This is a genomic window from Candidatus Thiodiazotropha sp. AKAK2 (assembly GCF_058244685.1).
This window is the reverse complement of record NZ_JBSYOP010000028.1, coordinates 60,001-79,150: the sequence shown is the minus strand read 5'-3', so window position 1 is coordinate 79,150 and position 19,150 is coordinate 60,001. Positions and strand designations below refer to the sequence as shown.

Here is a 19,150-nt window from a genome sequence, read left to right as displayed (position 1 = left end):
TTCCCTGCAGCGGCTACTGCTTCTACTTATCACTGAACGAATCTAAATGAACTTTTATCAATCGATCCAAAACCTTGTTAAACAAAACGGCATTTTCCAAAAAGATGAAGTGCTCACTCCAACCAACCGACTCAACCACTACTTTAGAATTAATACTCTTTAAGCGATCCACTCTTGGCTGGTTATATTCCGTATTAAGAATAACGAGATCCCCTTCGAAAGCTGCCAACTCCAATGACATGTCCATATTCATGAAATCATTCAGCAATCCCAATGAAAGCTCAGCATCAGTTGTCGCCACCGAATCAGCCACCCAATTAATCATTTCCTGATCTGTTTCCACTGAAAACAAATCACGGGTCATCTGTCTCGCGGTATCTTTAAAGTTTCTCTGCAAACTTTTCAGTACCCGCCGATACTGTTTTTTCGGCATAGAGACTTTTGTATCAACCATCGACTCTACTGCAAAGATAGCTTTTATTTTTTCTCTACCGATTTCGGAAACAGCCAGGGAGAGCGCGATATAACCGCCGATATCATGCCCAATCACAACGACATGATCCGCATCAATTTGATTCACAAAATTCTCTAAGCCCTCAGCCATCGTGGATATGGAAGGCTCAGCTTTACCCTTTTTAGAATCACCATGCCCGGGTAGATCCAGAGCGTAGACAGAATAATCATTAGAAAAATAGTCGAGCTGACTTGCCCAGAACAACGCTCTACCTCCCCATCCATGGATAAACACAAGCGCGACATTGCCTGCTTCTTCCTGGCATACAAATAGTTGTTGAGAAGAGCAACTGTAAGACTCCTGTTTCATCAACTCGTCAGCGGAGAGACTGGCAACATCAATTAGGGTCAGAAGAAAACAGATCCACTTCAAACAGTTGGCCATTGTGGTCCCGATAGACATGCTTATGATTTAACCAGCACCTGAAAAACGGCTTTCACAACATTTACATGAATTGACCCTTGAGTGAATAGACTCATACGTTTACAGCAGAGATCCGCAAGCGCATCAACACTCAATACACCACGCTGCAATCGATGGCAGTTCAACAGCGCCTCTCTGTGTACATTGGTAAGAACTTTAAAAACTATCCGAGAAAAAAAACCACTCCTGAGAAGATAGCTTACCAGTCGAATGCTAACTCCTCCCTTAACCAGGCCACGGCGCCTCATGCTACCGAAAGTCGACTCGATATTTCGCCCGATTACAGGTAACTCCTCTACCAGTAACTTACTAATCTCAAGATAAGTCCGTTTGTGATCTGCATTCGACCAGTCATAAAGGGGGCTACCTGAGGACGTTGTTTCCGACAAAACAAGTGGCAGGTCATAACAGGAGTGCGCTATCAATCCCAAAAGCATTCCATGCAGAGGAGACTGCTTAGCCACGGAATCAGAGTTCAACGCCAGCGCCCACGGATTCGGGACTCGCTTCTTCCCAGACGACAACACAGCCTCATAGGCGGAGAAATAGTAGTAGCTGAAATAGCTTGCGATGGATTCAATCAGCCGATCATCAAGATCTGCATAGAGTGCGTGTTCAGGATGATCACTGTTGCGTATCGCTTCAATCAGATATTCACATCGCTTCATGCTGACGATGTAACATGAAAGAAAATAGGCGTGGCTATCGCCTATAAGGCTGTGCTGAGTTTCCAGATACTCCAATTGCTGCCTTAACTGGCTCAGCGATAGTGTACTTGACCAATTGAGGTTGGACTGAATCGGTTGCGATGAATCTGCATAGCGCCCGTCTTTGACAAGAGAAAGGTCTGGAGCCTCGCAAATATTCATTGTAATACAACTACTTATTTGACTATAAGCGCTTCAGCTACATCCATAGGCTCACCGCTTACTACAGGGTTATGCAGACAGAACCTCTGCTGCATTAAGAATGCGAATCACTCCTTGATGGGCACTACCATCCCAGCAAGCAATTACTGAACAAGTTCAGCCATATCGACTTGGGCAATTCCATTCTCACCAAGCCGATCTATGCTGTCAATAAATTGCTGAACATTCGAGCCGGATCAGATCTAAATGCCTACTTAACCAACTGCCATTCTCAGTTAAGAGTTCTCATCATCCTGGAGCAGAGCTTATTGGCATACCCACAATTGCATGTCAGAGAGGAAAAGGAATCAGGCTTAAAAAATGGTTGGCTGATGCCGGTCAGACTTTCAGAATTGGACGATCAAAGAGATCAGAGCAGGACAAGGTTATCCCGATGAATCAATTCATCTTCATCAACATATCCAAGCACCTCCTCGATCTGACTGCTTGGTTTACCCATCAGACGCATGGTCTCCTGGGCATCATAGTTGACCAGACCGCGGGCTACTTCAGTACCCTGTTTATCGAGACAGACGACCACTTCACCCCGGGCGAAAGCACCCTTCACACCGCTCACGCCGACCGCCAGTAAACTGCTGCCCTGCTCGCGCAACACGCGTACCGCTCCATCATCGATGGTCAGACTACCCCTGGGTTGCAGTTGACCGGCCAACCAGCGCTTTCTGGCTGCCTGGGGCTCCTGTACCGGTACCATCAGGGTACCCACATCATCGCCACGATAAATCGCATCAACAACCTGTTTCTGTCTACCCGCCGCAATCACAGTACCGGTACCTGAGCGGGCCGCCAACCGCGCTGCCCTCACCTTGGTCACCATCCCACCCAAACCAAGACCACCGCCGCTACCGCCAGCGACCTGATCAAGCTGGGGATTATCCACGCGAGTTTGGGAGATCAGTTTTGCCTGAGGATTGAATCGGGGATCCGCATCGAACAAACCCTCCTGATCTGTCAGCAAGACCAGCAGATCCGCCTCGATGAGATTGGCGACCAGTGCGGCCAGGGTGTCATTATCGCCAAATCGCAACTCATCGTTGGTTACTGTGTCGTTTTCATTGACCACGGGCACCACTCCCAATTCAAGCAGCGTACGTAGGGTACTTCTGGCATTCAGGTATCGGGATCTGTCTTCAAGGTCGTCGCGGGTCAGCAGCACCTGGGCAGTATGCAAGTCAAACTTCTGGAATCCGGCCTCCCAGGCCTGTACCAATCCCATCTGGCCGATCGCAGCGGCGGCCTGAAGCTCATTCAGATTATGCGGTCGGGTCTGCCAGCCCATGCGGCTCATGCCTTCCGCCACTGCTCCGGAGGAAACCAGTACCACTTGATGCCCGGTATGCCTCAGGGAGGCGATCTGCTCAACCCAGGAGCCGAGCAGTTCAGCGGACAAACCTTTACCGTCGGCGGTAAGCAGTGCGCTGCCGATCTTTATAACCCAACGCTTGGATCTGGCGATCTTTTCCCGGGAAATCATTTGCTACCTGACATACTGAATACAATTAGACAACTATCTCATGAGACTTTGAAGCAAGCCAGAAACCAGTCTGACTTACTGCAAAGGATCCCACGCTTCATCATCATCCTGCTCCTCCGGCTCCCGCTCTGACTGCCACAACTGCTCCAGGCGCAGCATCAGATCCGAGATCAGCTGTTTGGTGCCTTCACCTGATACGGCAGAGATACCATAAACAGGCCCACTCCAGCCCAGGCTGTCGCAAAGAGCCTGACTGCGCTCCTGGAACTCATCGTCCAGCAGCAGATCCTTTTTGTTCAATACCAGCCAGCGCTCTTTACCGGCCAGCTCTTCTGAATAGCGGGACAGCTCCTGCTCAATCTGGCGTACCTCACTGGCACTCTCCACCGACTCATCCAGCGGTGCGATATCCACCATATGCAACAACAGACGAGTCCGGGAGAGGTGTTTAAGAAACTGCAGTCCAAGTCCTGCACCATCAGCCGCCCCTTCAATCACACCCGGGATATCCGCCACCACGAAACTGTGGTCCTGAGCAAGACTGACCACACCGAGATTGGGGTAGAGGGTGGTAAAAGGGTAGTCCGCCACTCGTGGGCGGGCACTGGAAATTTTACTGATCAGACTCGATTTTCCTGCGTTGGGCATACCCAGCAGACCGACATCCGCCAGCAGGATCAGCTCCAGACGCAATTCACGCCGATCGCCTTCGGTACCAAGGGTAAACTGGCGCGGGGTACGGTTGGTACTGCTCTTGAAATGCACATTGCCGATACCGTGCTCACCACCCTGGGCCACCAACAGGGTCTGCTGGTGTTCCAGCAGTTCGCCCAGCAGCTCACCGGTCTCCTCATCGAAGATACGGGTACCCACAGGAATCCGCACCTGCAGATCCTGCCCTTTTCGCCCGGTACGTTCGCGCCCCATGCCATTCTGGCCACGCTCGGCCTTATGGGTTCGCTGGGTGCGGAAATCCACCAGAGTGTTCAGACCGCTGTCGGCAATCAGGTAGACACTGCCACCATCACCGCCATCGCCCCCGTCTGGGCCGCCTTTCGGGATATACTTCTCCCGGCGAAAACTGGCGCAACCGTTACCCCCGTCTCCGGCAATTACTTTGATTTTGGCTTCGTCTACAAATTTCATAGGCCAGAACGCAAAAAGCCTCGTCAGCGGACGAGGCTTTTGAGCGTCAACTCCGTAATTTGATTACTCGGCGACAACGCTCACATATCTGCGGTTACGCGGGCCTTTGACTTCAAACTTGACCGTACCGTCCGCTTTGGCGAACAGGGTGTGGTCTTTGCCAATGCCTACATTGACGCCGTTATGGAACTGGGTGCCACGCTGACGAACGATGATATTGCCGGCTTTCACAGCCTGATCACCGTAGATCTTGACACCAAGACGTTTGGATTCCGAATCGCGGCCGTTACGTGTACTACCGCCTGCCTTTTTATGAGCCATCTCTCTCTCCTCAGCCGCTAATGCCAGTGACTTGCAACTCAGTGAACCACTGACGATGCCCCTGACGCTTCATGTGGTGCTTGCGGCGACGAAACTTGATAATTTTCACTTTCTTGCCACGACCGTGGGATTTCACGGTAGCCGTAACTTTGCCGCCATCGACATAAGGTGTACCGACCTTGACGTCATCACCATTGGTGATCATCAGAACCTTGTCCAGCTCGACGGAGGCGCCTTCATCAGCTGTCAACATCTCGACTTTGATGGTGTCGCCTTCAGAAACCCGGTACTGTTTGCCGCCGGTTTGAATTACCGCATACATTGCATTAATCCCCGAAATATCCCGTTATCTCCTCAGCCAGACATCTGGCGAGGTAAAGAGCCGGAATTCTACCCGTACCGACACGGCGGGTCAACCTGTAGTGAGACTGATCCAACGGCCACCTGAAAAGTCATCGTGCATCGAGCTCAGCACGGCCAGGAGGGCAGACCTATCTAGCTAGGTAACTCTTTGTTTGGAATCAATAATTCTATTTTTGAGTTGCCAGTATGTCATCATATTGCATTTCCAGCTGAGCGGCCGCCAAGGCCAGTTTAGACCCTATCCTATCCAATCTAACCCTACCCACAACGACCGGCTGATGACCGGAGCAAGCCCTGGCTGAACCAGTGATTTCTATCGTGACGCTTACTGTGGCAGGTTGATTCCAATAATCGGCTAGCGATTGATCTGTTTCGATTCCTCACGGTCAAGAATTGCTGACAGCTCCGATGCGGGTACAGGATGACTGTAGTAGTAACCTTGCAAACCATCACACCCATATTGCTGCAGATGATCCGCCTGAGCCTCCGTCTCTACACCCTCTGCGATAACCTTGAGCTTGAGACGTTTTGCCATCTCAATAATCGTCAATGTGATCTCTTTGACATTCTCATTCTGCTGAAACTCCCGGGTAAAGGATTGATCGATCTTGATCCGATCCAACGGAAAGTGCTGTAGATTGCTCAACGATGAGTAACCGGTGCCAAAATCATCAATGGCCAGCTTTACGCCTTGCTCTTTCAACAAGCGCATGGCATTCGTCGCTTCAGCCAAGTTCTGCATGACAGCGCTTTCTGTGATCTCCAATTCCAGATACTCGGGCTCCAACCCACTATCAACAAGACAACGCCGAACCTCATCAACCAGATTTTTATCACTAAACTGTAACGGTGAAAGATTGACTGCCAACTGTATTGGCCCCAGGCCCAGGCTGTTCCACTGCTGAACCTGATGACAGGCTGTGCGCAACACCCATAGCCCTATCGTCCGTATCAGCCCGGTATGTTCAGCCACAGGAATGAAGGCACTGGGGTAGACCAGACCGAGCTCAGGGTTATGCCAGCGCAATAGCGCCTCAACACCGAAGATCCGTCCTGTTTCGGTAATCACCTGAGGCTGATAGTAGACTTCAAATTCGTTACGTTCCAAAGCAAAGATCAGTGCCCGCTCCAATTGCGAACCCTGCTCAACTTCTTTGGCCATCTGCGGTGAGTAGAGACAAACTGATTCAAGACCCTGCATACGCGCTTTAAAAACCGCGATCTTCGCATCACGCAATAACGCTTCACCATCTTCACTCTCATCCGGCCACAAACTCATACCTATGCATGGCGCGAGAAACATCGAGGTCGCTTCAAAGGCAATGGGTTGCTGCATAATTCTAAGCAGATTCTGTGCAACCACATCAGCCGATTCAATATCAGTCAACCCTTGCACCAATACCCCAAAGTCATCACCACCAAGATGACTGACGATGTCATCACTACGCACCACATCGCGTAACAGCTGAGCAATCGCTTGCAGAAGCTGGTTACCGGCTGAACGACCGATGATGCTGCCGGTCGATTTCAACCACTTCACATGAATGATAATCAATGCGGTAATATTGGCTTGTTCCGCATCAGAAACTGTCAGCTTGCGCAGATACTCTTCCAGCGCGTACTGGTTGGGCAGACCGGTCACAGCATGATGGGTCGCCTGATCACGCATCCGAACACTCAATTGACGATTGACACTTTTTTCGCGCCAATGCAGCCAAACCCCCCATAAGGGTATTCCGATCAACAGAGGCACCATCGAAGCGGCAGGGGCAAACCAGACTTGTGTAACGGAAAGCGTCAAACCGGCACTAACCGGGATACCGATCACCGCCACGAGAAATAGAACAACCGAAACAGGGAAGCGGGTCGATGAGAGTAAAAACGTTACCAAACCCGTAATCAACAGAGTCAAATAGAGATGTGCATATTGATCCATCTCTTTCAGCAGATTCCCCCCCAGTAATCCACTCAATACATGAGCATTCAACCGAACTCCCGGCATCCGTTGGTGATTTTGCGACACCGGTGTTGAAATAACATCACCCAAACCGGTTGCCGTTGATCCAACCAACACATAGCGCCCTGCAACCTTGGCTGCCGCCTCATCATCGTGGAGAAGCTGATAGGCGGATAGCGTTTCAATTCCACCCGGGTGCGCATCGTACGGAATAAGATAACGTCCGGATCTCAGCCAACTGATCGACTCCCTTTTGACTGTTCTGATATCACGACTGAGTGGAACTGGATCACCCGCCACATTGGCCATCGCCAAGGTAAAGGTTGGCCAGCGTGCATCATCCATTCCCGCATAGAGATAGAAACTGCGACAAAGCCCATCACTATCGATCTCAAAATCCACATGCCCCAATGCAGCGGCCGACTCTGCCAGTATGGGAAGAGGCAGTACCTCACCGATCTGTTTTCCTGGCAATGGATTTGTCGGTGCAACGGCAAGCACGGTTACGCCACTGCGGGCAATCGCATCTGCAAAAAACTTGTCTGCCAGCGAATCTGTCGTCTCCGTTTCGGAAAACAATACATCGAATCCGACAACACGGGCCTTCAAATCCGTCAAACGATCAAGCAGTTGCGCGTGGACTTTTCTCGACCAGGGCCAACGCCCCATCGCCTGCAGACTTGTATCATCGATGGCTACCACCACCAGCTCTTGGCTAATCTGGTTATCAAGCAGATTGAGGAAATAGTCGTATAGAAGAAAATCCAGACGCTCTATCGCGGCATGTTTGACCAGAACAAAAGAGCAGGCAACCAGAATGGCTGATAAAACAATCTGACTGATTCTGTTCTTTATCAAAAGTCTGCCTTAATCAACTACAAAAACAGCAAACCCATAATTGTGCTTATCGGTACAATCCAAACGCTCTTACCCAGCAGGGGATCAACCTTATGTACTGAACTCCAAGGCCCATGATAGTCATCCTCATCCACGGCACATACTCTTAAGTATCTAAGTTGGCTGTAGATGTGATCGAAGGTTTGCTCATTGGCAGTGATGATCTGGTCAAATTCAAGCTGTTTGAAATCAGCATCATGAGCCAACTGTACATGGTAGCGGTAGTTTGGATTCAATGGCTGCCAGTGACTGGCAACATGAGCTTCTTTGGCCGTAACAATAACATTTGGGGATTCCATATCAGCTCTTAGCCGCCATGACCGGATGGCCCCTGACGGACCCACCTCCCCATCCTCGGCTATCGCTGAGACGCGCCAAAAGTAGCGTCCAGGCTGCTTCAGTTCGGTCACTTCAAACTGGCCTTTGTCATCGGTTTCCTTCTTATAGAGGATATTTTCAAAGGTCTGGTCGTCGGCAACCTCCAACAGATACCCCCTGACATCGCTGATCTGTTGCCACTTCAGTTCCACCCCACCAACATCCAGCATCTCACCATCTGCGGGACTCAGCGATGTTGGCGGCTGGGGATGGCGATCCAGGAGCAAAGGCTGAACCGCGCTCTGACCCTCAAGCCCAATCTCATCGATACCACGCACTCTGAACCAGTAGTCACCGTCAGCAAGATCCGGCAGCTTCACGAGAGGTTTATCAACCACTGATTCCCACTGTAGAACAGCAAAATGGCGACTTGAGCTGATCTCCGCACGATAGCTTTTCGCACCATCAAGCGCTTGCCAACTGAGCTGCCACTGCAACGCTCTCAATGGTTGAGGCATCTCATCCATAGCCGGAGGCGGCAGCAGTTTTCGGGGTTTTGCAGGGGCTTTGCCAAGGGCTACCTGAGTACCGAATCCTGCTGATACCAGGGTGTCCTGCTCAGCACCGCTGACCACCACATCCCCCTCAAGCACCTCGAAACTTGAAGAGTCACCGCTCGGACTGATGGCAGCACGATAGGCAGTTCCTCTGACCGCCGTGATGGCGGAAGGGGTATGGATTTCGAATCGGGATCCGGGACCAGCGGTCGGTTTTACCTTGGTCTCCATACGCCCCTGCCCCAGATGCACCCTGGAGTCCACCATGCCGGTCTCTCCATAGGCACTTAGGTGATCAAAGCGCATCTCAGTATCACTGTACAAGGTCAAACTGGAGTTATCGGCAAAGATGATTGAAGCACTGCTGTTCTGCCCGGTATTCAGGGTGTCCCCCAAATGGATCAGAACACCGGACTCAAGCTTGTTCTCAGCCGATCCATCGGCGCGGACGATTCGAACCTTGCCCTCAAGTAGACCGACCCGGGCAGGAATCGCATTGCTGCGTATCCACTTCATGGGTACGCGCAGCCAGCTACCCGGCTGTAAACGTTTTGGATTTTTGATGTTATTCAGCTTCCTAAGCTGCTCATAGCGCATCACGCTATCCAGATGCTTGGCGCTGAAATCCCAGAGGTTATCCCCGTCTACTACCGTGTATACCCAATCGGATGCCTGCACAGGCAGGGAAAAAAGCAGAATAAGGAACGTGTTTCTCAGGAAAAAAATTCGTTTCAACAATGGACTTCTCCCCGACCTTGTCCCTTTTGTAGTTAGTTGAAGCGTCCAGTCTGAATCACATTGAATAACTGACTCTAAATTCATACTACATGATTGGCTTGGACTATCGCAGCTCTTAGTCTAGAGCAATTCCATAAGTATGGATTTAGCTTAAGATTAAAAGCGGCAAAAAGATAGCTCGGCGAACAGACAGGCTGTAAATACACTATCGCTACAAGGACTTCGCATAGCTCGGTTAGAGAACCGAATCCGTAGCCCATACCTGCCGCCGAATAATCAGAACCGAAGCCGCCAGCAATTCGGTTAGCGGCGTCAATGTCCCCCGGGGTTGTGACTGATGATGTCCTGCCGGTTTAATAATGTATAACAACAAATACTAGCCCGTAAATTCAAGGAGTTGAATCGGCAATAAACGATTTACAGCTGTTGCCTACCGGCATTGCTAGCACGTGCTCGCCTTGATCTGCCGGGATGATGTGTTTACCCTCCTCACCCTCATGTATCGCAACATACCCACCAACCTAATCATTGGATTCCTCGGTACCGGTAAGACCACCACCATCCTGCATCTTCTGTCTCAGGCGCCCGCAGGGCAGCGTTGGGCTGTGCTGGTGAATGAATTCGGGCATATCGGTGTGGATGGTGACCTGATACAGACCGAGGCAGGTGATCATGCCGAGGTATTCGTTGAAGAGGTCGCCGGTGGCTGTCTCTGTTGTGTTGGCAGCACGGGCATGCAGGTGGGGCTGAATCGCCTGATCCACAGCGCAAAACCCGACCGCATTCTTATCGAACCCACCGGTCTCGGACACCCGGCTCAACTCATCCAGCAACTCACCGGCCCCATGTATGGCGAAGTCATTGATCTCCGAGCGACCATTGGCCTGGTTGATGCTCGCATGCTGAGTGATTCCCGCTATACGTCTCACCCTAACTTCCAGGACCAGCTCCATTTGGCCGATGTGCTCATTGGCAACAAACTGGACGGCTACTCTGATGCCGACAGAGATGCGTTCTACAGTCTGGTTGAAGCTCAGAACTCATCCAAAAAAGCTGCCGTTATGGTAGCTCATGGCGGCCTTAAACAGGCCTATCTTGATGCGCCTAGACTCGAGCGCACGGCCTTATTTCCCGAGGCGCATGCGTTCAAAGCGAATACCCAGCATCACGATCACCATCAAGAACACAAGCCTTCCTGTGGTGATTGGAATCGTATTGAAGGTGCTGCCGATGGTTTCTACACAGCAAGTTGGACACTGCCTGCGGATGCCTTATTCGATCCGGGTTGCATGCGACAGATAATGGTCATGTCAAGTGTAGTGAGAATGAAAGGTTACCTGCCCTCATCTCATGGTCAGTTGAGAATCAACGCAACCCCGGGGGAGTGGTCCGAAGAGGCTCTGGAGCAACAGGTTAAACCACGAATCGAGATGATCAGTACGGATCCCTTGGATTGGCGTGTAATTGAACGGAAGTTAAGGGATTGTGTAGAGAACGCTTGCTAGGGCCTGTTAACACTAACCCAATACGCCCTGCACGCTAACAAGCCAGCTGCCACACGAAATGCTCACTCAAGTCTGTTTCACCGCCACCTAATGCTGACGCAGCAAACATCCATAAAAAAGATGCTCCATACTTATGTTATGATATAACATTACATTACTAATCATCAATTATTCACTTGTCATGCATCGAATCGCGACCGACTCTGAGCTGGGCCCTCCTGCCTCAACACACGCGGTGGACAACCAGCCCGATTTGAGGAGACATAACCCATGAATGATGATAAAGAACGCTACACCGAGGCGTTGTTCCCAAGCAACTATGCGGGCTGGCGCCAGTGCATCGAGGACAAATGCAGACAGGTGCTAACGCCCGATTTTGTAAAGCGCGCATTACCATTCTTGGTAATCCCCAGCATGAGGAATCACGGCGTTTCGCGAACTTGTATGGCGAACCCTGTCGGGAGCAGGTGCTGGTGTGGTTTCAACGTGCGGCGGCAGAGGTATGATAATAAGTTTTACCTTGCGCCGTCACGATCCGGCTACCGCAGCCACATCCGCTGCGGCCTCAGAATTCTACAGAGCGACACAGTGATATGGCCAAGAAAAACAGCGAATTGAAACAGCAGCAACAGCCCCTAGGCTCCACTGACAGTGGTCCCCCCATCGACGACGACTGCATGGGGCCAAGCCAGCTGACCTATTTCAAGCAGAAGCTCCTGAACTGGCGATCAGAGCTACTCGATGAGGTAGACGCGACGCTCGCGGAGCTACGTCACGACAGCCACCATGAGGTCGGCGATGAAGCAGACCGAGCCACCCGTGAAGCGGCCCAGACGCTGGAGTTGCGCACACGAGACCGCTACCGAAAACTGCTGGGTAAGATCGACGCCGCCCTCGACCGCATTGATGATGGAACCTACGGTTGGTGCGAAGACACCGGCGAGCCAATCGGCTTGGCACGGCTTGAGGCACGTCCCGTTACGACGCTTTGTGTGGAAGCTCAGGAGCAACGCGAACTACGCGAGCGGTTAACCGGAGTGGATCTCGGCAGAAAATAAGTCCGGCCTCTTACCAATGAGAGCACAGAATTCCTACAGACGGGGCAATAACGGATTAATGCTGGGTGTGGATTTTAAAAAATCAGGATGGCACGGGGCCGCCCTGCCAATCCATGGATGCACCCAAATGTGTATGGAGCCGGCGAGAGGATTCGAACCCCCGACCAGCTGATTACAAATCAGCTGCTCTACCAACTGAGCTACGCCGGCTAAGGAGTGCGAATTCTAAGCGTTTCTGTGCCTCCTGGCAAACTATTGGCACTCAATCTCATTTCTGACCAGTTCCGGAAAATCCTTGACCAGCCCCGCCCAGTCACGATCACTTAACACAGCACCATTGCCCGTTTTATAACTCAGCCAGTAGTTGGTCTTTTCCCGATACCTGGGCTGGATCACTGAATTGAAACCCAGTGCATCGATTTCACGCTTCCGGTCACCCGCCCGAATCTCATCTCTGAAAAGCCCCAGGGAGATGGCATGGACCAGCTTACCACTGGTAAACCGCCAAAGATCAGAAACTCCTGATTCTTCGAGCTTTTTCGCTATATTTACCGCTTTACGTCGGGATGACTGCTGAGGGATGAGTACCCAATAGCCCGCCTGCTCGTTTCTCGATTCCGCTTGCAGCTCAGGCTTAAACCCCAGCGCTCTCATCCTGACTGAAATCTTTTCAGCGGCCGAGCGTGAATCCACATACCCCAACATAGCGCATCGGACCGCTACTTCCTCCGGGAGCTCCACCACGGGGGGAGGGGTTGGTGTTTCAGCGACTGTCTCCTCGGCTGGCGCTTCTTCGGGCAATGCTGTTTGTTGAGTTTGCTGCTGCTCTACAGGTGTATCTTTGAGCGGTTTCTCAAGCTCTGGATCGGCCGTCTTGACAGCATCCGCCACCAGTTCGTCCGGTTCGACAGGCCCAGGTTCATCTGTCACAGTTGCGGATTCGTGCTCACTGGCCAGCTTCAGCTCTCCAACATCGGCTAACAGTGAGGATCGCTCACTACCCTGTTGCTGTGGATAGATCAGCATAAACAGGCCTAGATTAATCAGCAATAGTGTTAAAAATAGCCATTTCATAAGTTATTCTGCTTGAGCTGATTGTAACGCCAATCCCTGAAGAACAAGATCCGGTATGACCTGGTGAGTCGCTGACAGATGGGCTGACAAGCTGTCGGCGTTCCCACCAGTAATAATACACTCTGCAGTTTTCCCACATCGCTGTTCTAATTCCTGAAGTGACCTTTCTACCACGCAGAGATGTGTCAGCATAGCGCCAGATTGAATCCCTGCTGCGGTATCAGTCGCAAAACCGTTTAATTCAAATCCACTCTCACCAAATGAGAGATCGGTATTCAGCTCCAGGCACTTGCCGATGAGCTGCAGACCCGGCAGAATCAGCCCGCCAAGGTGGCGGCCCAATCCATCCACACCATCGACTGTGGTGGCTGAACCGCAATCTACAACAAGTTTGGGGCCACCACCAATATGGTGGGCTGCCAACAGGGCCAACCAGCGGTCAACCCCCAGTTGGGATGGTGAGGTATACCCTGTGGTTACCCCCAACTCCTGTTGTGATGCTTTCGAAAAGCGAGCCTTGACCTGCCAGTGTTGAGCGATCCAATGAGTCAGGCGATCCGTAATCTGTGAGGTTCTGACAGAGGCGATATGTACCTCAGATGGCGCTACCATATCGAGCCAGGCCCGATCGATTGATTCCGGGATCTGACGGGAACTTGCTCTGTGCACTACCTTTGACTGCAGCTCACGCTCATTCGCCCACTTGATTGCCGTATTGCCAATATCTACAAAGAGTTTCATAGCCTAGGATCTGCTGACATCGTTCTGATTTCCCCTAAGACTCACTTCACCTGCGTGAAAGGTGCGAATCTCCCCTTCCGTCTCTATCCTGATGCCGCCGCTTTCATCGATCCCCATGTGTATGCCTGTGTGCAAGTTACTGGCACTGCTTATCACTACCTGCTTGCCAAGATAGAGGTCATACTTATGCCACTCATCGGTAAAACCTGCGAGGCCTTGCTGCAGATACTGTTCGGCAACATCCCTTAAATGCGCTGTCAGCCTGGCTGCCAGTTCATTGCGACGATAAGGTTTAACATGCGGAATCTGACTTAAATCGGCCCAAGGCTGATCGATCGCTTCACCATACCGCCCCATGCCCAGGTTGAGCCCGACACCAATCACAACCTGGGATGGACCACCTGTTTCACCCGATACCTGCAACAGAAGTCCTGCCAGTTTTCTGCCCTGCCAAAGTACATCATTCGGCCACTTAAGTCCGGCTTGGTGGCAATTCATCTGACGCAACAGACGCAGTACTGCAATAGCGGAAGTCAGGCTCAATCCGGCAACCTGGGCTGGCGCAAGATCGAATCGCAATAACATTGAGTAGTAGAGGTTTCTGCCGAACGGGGAGACCCAGTGTCTGCCATGGCGGCCCTTTCCGCCCGATTGCTGTTCTGCAAGACAAACAGTACCGGTCTTAATACCCAATGCAGCCCGCTGCATCAACCAGGCATTGGTGGAATCAATGGTTGTATGGACTTCCACGGAGGGCGACTCTATACCAAGCTCAGTCAACACCTTTTCGATTGAATCCTTGTTGAGTAGATCCAATGACTCCTGCAATCGATAGCCACGGCCTTTGACGGCATCAACCTGCAGACCATACTTATCTTTGATCTTCTGGAGTTTTTTCCAGACACCGGCACGGCTGATGCCAAGCATCTCGCCCAGCTCTTGACCAGAATGAAACCGGCCATCAGCCATTTTGTTGATCAGCAGGATCTCTTCAGCCATTTCCCATCAACCAGTCTGACAGACGCTGCTTGACTGCTTCATCGGAAGGTTCAGTCAGGTCGAAGTAACAGGTATCGAATGCTGCGAGCTGCGGTTGCATTAGCAGACTCATCAATTGATCGCGGCGAAACAGATGCACCTCGATATCATCACCCGCATCGGTGTCGACAATGTAGTTTTCAAACTGCTTTGCAGTCATTCTGAGCCCATCCACGGCGACAATCTCATCACCGGCAGAGATGCCCGCTCTCTGCGCAGCACCGTCATCAAATACCTGCTGCACTTTGATGCCGCCGTTTTTATTGGTCCACTTTGCACCAATGCCCGTATACGATTTTTGCTCGCGCTCCTTGTCACGGATTACACCACCCCGGTCATCAAAGGACTTAGCTGGCAGCAATTTCATTTCAACACCAAACGCCGGCAGACACTCAGTGAGGGGAAGTTCGTCTGTTGAACGCAGGCCTAGATCAAAGAGTGATTGAAGATCGAGTGAAGTGACCTCAGCCACAATCGTTTCGATACCGTTTTCCGGTACGCCTTTACCCTGTTTACCATAGCGCAACCACATTTCACGCATAACCTGATCCAGTGACGACCTACCATTACTTTGAAGGCGTATGGTCAAATCCAGCAGCAGCGCAAACAGGGCACCCTTCGCATAGTAGCTGACAATGGCATTGGGTGCGTTTTCATCCTGTTTGTAGAATTTCGTCCAGACATCAAAGCTCGATTCTTCGAGTGTCTGTTTAAGCCGCCCACTACCTCTCATCACCCGGGTGACTGTTTCGGCGAGCATTTCGAAATAGTCCTGTTTACTGATCACACCGCTACGTACAAGCATTAACTCGTCATAGTATGAAGTAATGCCTTCGAAAACCCATAGCTGCCGGGTATACACTTCCTGCTGGGTATTCTTTTCAAGAAAAACTTTTGGGGTGATGCGTTTCACATTCCATAAGTGAAAATACTCATGGCTGCATAACGCCAACAGCCTCCGATATCCTGATGTAATCTTATGATCGTGTTTTGCCGGCAAATCGTCCCGAGGAAAGATCAGACTGGTAGAGTTTTTATGCTCAAGTCCACCATAACCATCATCAACCACACGCAGCAGAAAAAGGTAATCCTGAACCGGCAATTCACCAAACATCTCAACCTGTTTTTCACAAATTTGCGACAAATGTAAACTTAACTTCTCATGATCAAATCTTTTAACGCCACTTACCACAAATCGGTGGTTGCATCCAGCCACTTCAAAACGGCTCTCGGTGTAGTCACCGATTTCACCCGGGTGATCGATTAAAGTCTCGTAGTCATCAGCCTGGTAAGTACCGAAGCCCCGATCATCGATCTTTTCCGGCTTCATTGAAAAGGCAACCCACCATTCTTTCTGCGGTTTGAATTGTGGTGCCACGACTTCCAACCTGCACGGCATCAGCTCCTGACCACGCACTGCGAGAAACAGTGCCGGCCCATTGAAATAGGCGTGGGTATTATCGAAATGGGCCGATCTGACGGTAAGCTCCCAGGCATAAACCTGATAGTTGATTGTGAGCGGTTGCTTTACCGATTCGATCTGCCAACTCTGTTTATCCAGTTTATTGAGGGTGAGTTGCTGCCCATTGGCATTGGCCTCGATCGACACGATATGTCTGGCGTAATCACGTATCAGATAACTGCCTCTTATCCAGGCCGGTAGATAGACGACCTGTCCATCCGGATCAGGATTCTGAATAGTCAATTCAACTTCAAAGATATGTCTTTGTGGCGATAGCAGTTTTAGTCTGTAGTCGATCATTCTCATTTCCAGTTATTGACTGCACTACGCCCCTGGTTGTTTAACGGTCTGGCAATCAGACCAGAGTGGGTTGCACTGACAAGGTAGCGGGCACCTGACCGCATCGGCATGTAGACCGAACTGCCATACATGGTATCCAGAATACCGAATTTATGCGTAAGATATGAGAACAGTTCATCTGTGTTTATGGAAGTATCAGACAACTGGTAGATCTGATTTTCCGCTGTAAACTTTCGGTTATTTCGCCCACTGATGGTTTCAAGCCTGACAATCGGCTCCTTACCGAACAGGGTGAACCAGGGTTTCCACTTGATGAACCTGGCATCCAGTCGCCACTCATCCGCAGCAATCAGGTGAGTTGATGTCCTGCCATCGTAGGATAGCTTCAACTCAGCGCCAGATTCAGAAACATCTGTAACCTCTACCTCTACCAGGTCAATCTCCCTGGTGAGCTGCACATAGGTCTGAACATTCATCAGCAAGAGTGTGAAGATTGTAGCGACAAGCAGGGTAAATGTTCCGAATGCTCCACTGAATGTGGCACTGAGCAATTTCCTTTTGAAAAGGAGCTGTCGCAAAGAGAGCGCTATCAGTATCAAGCCTGTTATCAGCAGTGCAATGGAAATAAACATCTAAAGGGGCCTGTTAACACAAATCCAGACTTCGAAGAGAAACTTAAAATGAAGATTCTACGCGTTTGGACAAAAAAAAACCCCGTATCGTTTCCGATACGGGGTTTTCGCGTAAAAACCTGGCAGTGTCCTACTTTAACATGGGGAAACCCCACACTATCATCGGCGCTATGTCGTTTCACTTCCGAGTTCGAGATGGGATCGGGTGGTACCAACACGCTATAGCCGCCAGGCAAACTGTTGGAGTTGCTCAAGTTGAACAACTCTGCATTCGGTTAGATCGCTCGAGTATTGGGTGTGCGTTTGTTTGAACCAAACCCAAAATGTTTGGGTGTTATATGGTCAAGTCTCACGGGCAATTAGTACTGGTTAGCTTCATGCATTACTGCACTTCCACACCCAGCCTATCAACGTTGTAGTCTTCAACGGCCCTTCAGTGTCTTCAAGAGACAAGTGAGATCTAATCTTGGGAGGGGCTTCCCGCTTAGATGCTTTCAGCGGTTATCCTGTCCGTATATAGCTACCCGGCAGTGCCACTGGCGTGACAACCGGAACACCAGAGATACGTCCACTCCGGTCCTCTCGTACTAGGAGCAGCTTCCCTCAAATCTCAAACGCCCACGGCAGATAGGGACCGAACTGTCTCACGACGTTCTAAACCCAGCTCGCGTACCACTTTAAATGGCGAACAGCCATACCCTTGGGACCGACTTCAGCCCCAGGATGTGATGAGCCGACATCGAGGTGCCAAACACCGCCGTCGATATGAACTCTTGGGCGGTATCAGCCTGTTATCCCCGGAGTACCTTTTATCCGTTGAGCGATGGCCCTTCCATACAGAACCACCGGATCACTAAGACCTACTTTCGTACCTGCTCGACTTGTCTGTCTCGCAGTCAAGCACCCTTATGCCTTTGCACTCGTTGCGCGATGTCCGACCGCGCTGAGGGTACCTTCGTGCTCCTCCGTTACTCTTTGGGAGGAGACCGCCCCAGTCAAACTACCCACCATACACTGTCCCTAACCCGGATAACGGGTCGAGGTTAGAACTCCAAATATGTCAGGGTGGTATTTCAAGGTTGGCTCCACGTAAACTGGCGTCTACGTTTCAAAGCCTCCCACCTATCCTACACAAACATATTCAAAGTCCAGTGCAAAGCTGTAGTAAAGGTTCACGGGGTCTTTCCGTCTAGCCGCGGGTACACTGCATCTTAACAGCGATTTCAATTTCACTGAGTCTCTGGTGGAGACAGCGTGGCCATCGTTACGCCATTCGTGCAGGTCGGAACTTACCCGACAAGGAATTTCGCTACCTTAGGACCGTTATAGTTACGGCCGCCGTTTACCGGGGCTTCGATCAAGAGCTTCGTCCGAGGACTAACCCCATCAATTAACCTTCCGGCACCGGGCAGGCGTCACACCCTATACTTCCTCTTTCGAGTTTGCAGAGTGCTATGTTTTTAATAAACAGTCGCAGCCACCTGGTCACTGCAACCCTCTTCTGCTAGGAGAGCAAGTCTCTTCACATACCAAGGGCGTACCTTCTCCCGAAGTTACGGTACTATTTTGCCTAGTTCCTTCACCAGAGTTCTCTCAAGCGCCTTGGGATTCTCACCCTACCCACCTGTGTCGGTTTAGAGTACGGTTACTTATTACCTGAAGCTTAGAGGTTTTTCCTGGAAGTATGGCATCAATCACTTCGC

Annotated in this window: 15 protein-coding genes, 1 tRNA gene and 2 rRNA genes (1 of these 18 cut by a window edge); 2 read left to right on the top strand and 16 right to left on the bottom strand. The window is 50.9% G+C overall.

The window, feature by feature from the left end:
• Positions 1-22: 22 nt before the first annotated feature.
• From AC4IE8_RS12470 to AC4IE8_RS12435, 8 genes are all read right to left on the bottom strand, one after another.
• Positions 23-916 carry an alpha/beta fold hydrolase gene (locus tag AC4IE8_RS12470; protein WP_490791148.1) on the bottom strand — a complete coding sequence of 298 codons (894 nt, stop codon included), beginning with the start codon at positions 914-916 and terminating at the stop codon, positions 23-25.
• 2 nt (positions 917-918) lie between these two features.
• Complete coding sequence (locus AC4IE8_RS12465; protein WP_490791147.1) at positions 919-1,806, bottom strand: DUF5995 family protein; 888 nt, start codon at positions 1,804-1,806, stop codon at positions 919-921.
• A 409-nt stretch (positions 1,807-2,215) separates the two neighbouring features.
• Complete coding sequence (gene proB / locus AC4IE8_RS12460) at positions 2,216-3,340, bottom strand: glutamate 5-kinase (RefSeq protein ID WP_068987477.1); 1,125 nt, start codon at positions 3,338-3,340, stop codon at positions 2,216-2,218.
• A 75-nt stretch (positions 3,341-3,415) separates the two neighbouring features.
• Positions 3,416-4,486: an Obg family GTPase CgtA gene (gene cgtA / locus AC4IE8_RS12455; protein WP_068987476.1), complete on the bottom strand. Its 1,071-nt coding sequence runs from the start codon at positions 4,484-4,486 to the stop codon at positions 3,416-3,418.
• A gap of 63 nt (positions 4,487-4,549) precedes the next feature.
• Positions 4,550-4,807, bottom strand: a complete 258-nt coding sequence (gene rpmA, locus AC4IE8_RS12450; protein ID WP_068987475.1) for a 50S ribosomal protein L27 — start codon at positions 4,805-4,807, stop codon at positions 4,550-4,552.
• 10 nt (positions 4,808-4,817) lie between these two features.
• The gene (gene rplU / locus AC4IE8_RS12445; RefSeq protein ID WP_068987474.1) at positions 4,818-5,129 is read right to left on the bottom strand and encodes a 50S ribosomal protein L21; all 312 of its coding nucleotides are present in this window, start codon (positions 5,127-5,129) and stop codon (positions 4,818-4,820) included.
• Positions 5,130-5,525: 396 nt separating this feature from the next.
• Positions 5,526-7,985 (bottom strand): putative bifunctional diguanylate cyclase/phosphodiesterase, encoded by a 2,460-nt coding sequence (locus AC4IE8_RS12440; RefSeq protein WP_490791146.1) that lies wholly within the window; start codon positions 7,983-7,985, stop codon positions 5,526-5,528.
• A 17-nt stretch (positions 7,986-8,002) separates the two neighbouring features.
• Positions 8,003-9,634, bottom strand: a complete 1,632-nt coding sequence (locus AC4IE8_RS12435; RefSeq protein ID WP_490791145.1) for a FecR domain-containing protein — start codon at positions 9,632-9,634, stop codon at positions 8,003-8,005.
• A gap of 452 nt (positions 9,635-10,086) precedes the next feature.
• On the opposite strand from AC4IE8_RS12435, the gene AC4IE8_RS12430 reads away from it, so the two are divergent.
• Positions 10,087-11,142: a CobW family GTP-binding protein gene (locus tag AC4IE8_RS12430; RefSeq protein ID WP_490791144.1), complete on the top strand. Its 1,056-nt coding sequence runs from the start codon at positions 10,087-10,089 to the stop codon at positions 11,140-11,142.
• A 614-nt stretch (positions 11,143-11,756) separates the two neighbouring features.
• Positions 11,757-12,200, top strand: a complete 444-nt coding sequence (gene dksA / locus AC4IE8_RS12425; RefSeq protein WP_490791157.1) for an RNA polymerase-binding protein DksA — start codon at positions 11,757-11,759, stop codon at positions 12,198-12,200.
• Positions 12,201-12,334: 134 nt separating this feature from the next.
• Here the strand turns inward: dksA and AC4IE8_RS12420 are convergent.
• The 8 genes from AC4IE8_RS12420 to AC4IE8_RS12385 form a co-directional block, all read right to left on the bottom strand.
• Positions 12,335-12,410: transfer RNA gene (locus AC4IE8_RS12420), tRNA-Thr, on the bottom strand.
• Between the two features lie 42 nt (positions 12,411-12,452).
• Complete coding sequence (locus tag AC4IE8_RS12415; protein ID WP_068987471.1) at positions 12,453-13,274, bottom strand: hypothetical protein; 822 nt, start codon at positions 13,272-13,274, stop codon at positions 12,453-12,455.
• 3 nt (positions 13,275-13,277) lie between these two features.
• Positions 13,278-14,015, bottom strand: a complete 738-nt coding sequence (locus tag AC4IE8_RS12410; RefSeq protein ID WP_068987470.1) for a type III pantothenate kinase — start codon at positions 14,013-14,015, stop codon at positions 13,278-13,280.
• 3 nt (positions 14,016-14,018) lie between these two features.
• Positions 14,019-15,014 carry a bifunctional biotin--[acetyl-CoA-carboxylase] ligase/biotin operon repressor BirA gene (gene birA / locus AC4IE8_RS12405; RefSeq protein ID WP_490791143.1) on the bottom strand — a complete coding sequence of 332 codons (996 nt, stop codon included), beginning with the start codon at positions 15,012-15,014 and terminating at the stop codon, positions 14,019-14,021.
• Complete coding sequence (locus tag AC4IE8_RS12400; protein ID WP_490791142.1) at positions 15,007-16,815, bottom strand: M61 family metallopeptidase; 1,809 nt, start codon at positions 16,813-16,815, stop codon at positions 15,007-15,009. The genes birA and AC4IE8_RS12400 overlap by 8 nt, the downstream gene beginning before the upstream one ends.
• Before the next feature lie 2 nt (positions 16,816-16,817).
• Positions 16,818-17,447, bottom strand: coding sequence for a hypothetical protein (locus AC4IE8_RS12395; RefSeq protein ID WP_068987467.1), 630 nt, complete (start codon positions 17,445-17,447; stop codon positions 16,818-16,820).
• Positions 17,448-17,564: 117 nt separating this feature from the next.
• A 5S ribosomal RNA gene (gene rrf, locus AC4IE8_RS12390) occupies positions 17,565-17,680 on the bottom strand.
• Between the two features lie 105 nt (positions 17,681-17,785).
• Positions 17,786-19,150: ribosomal RNA gene (locus tag AC4IE8_RS12385) — 23S ribosomal RNA — on the bottom strand (it continues 1,521 nt past the right edge of the window).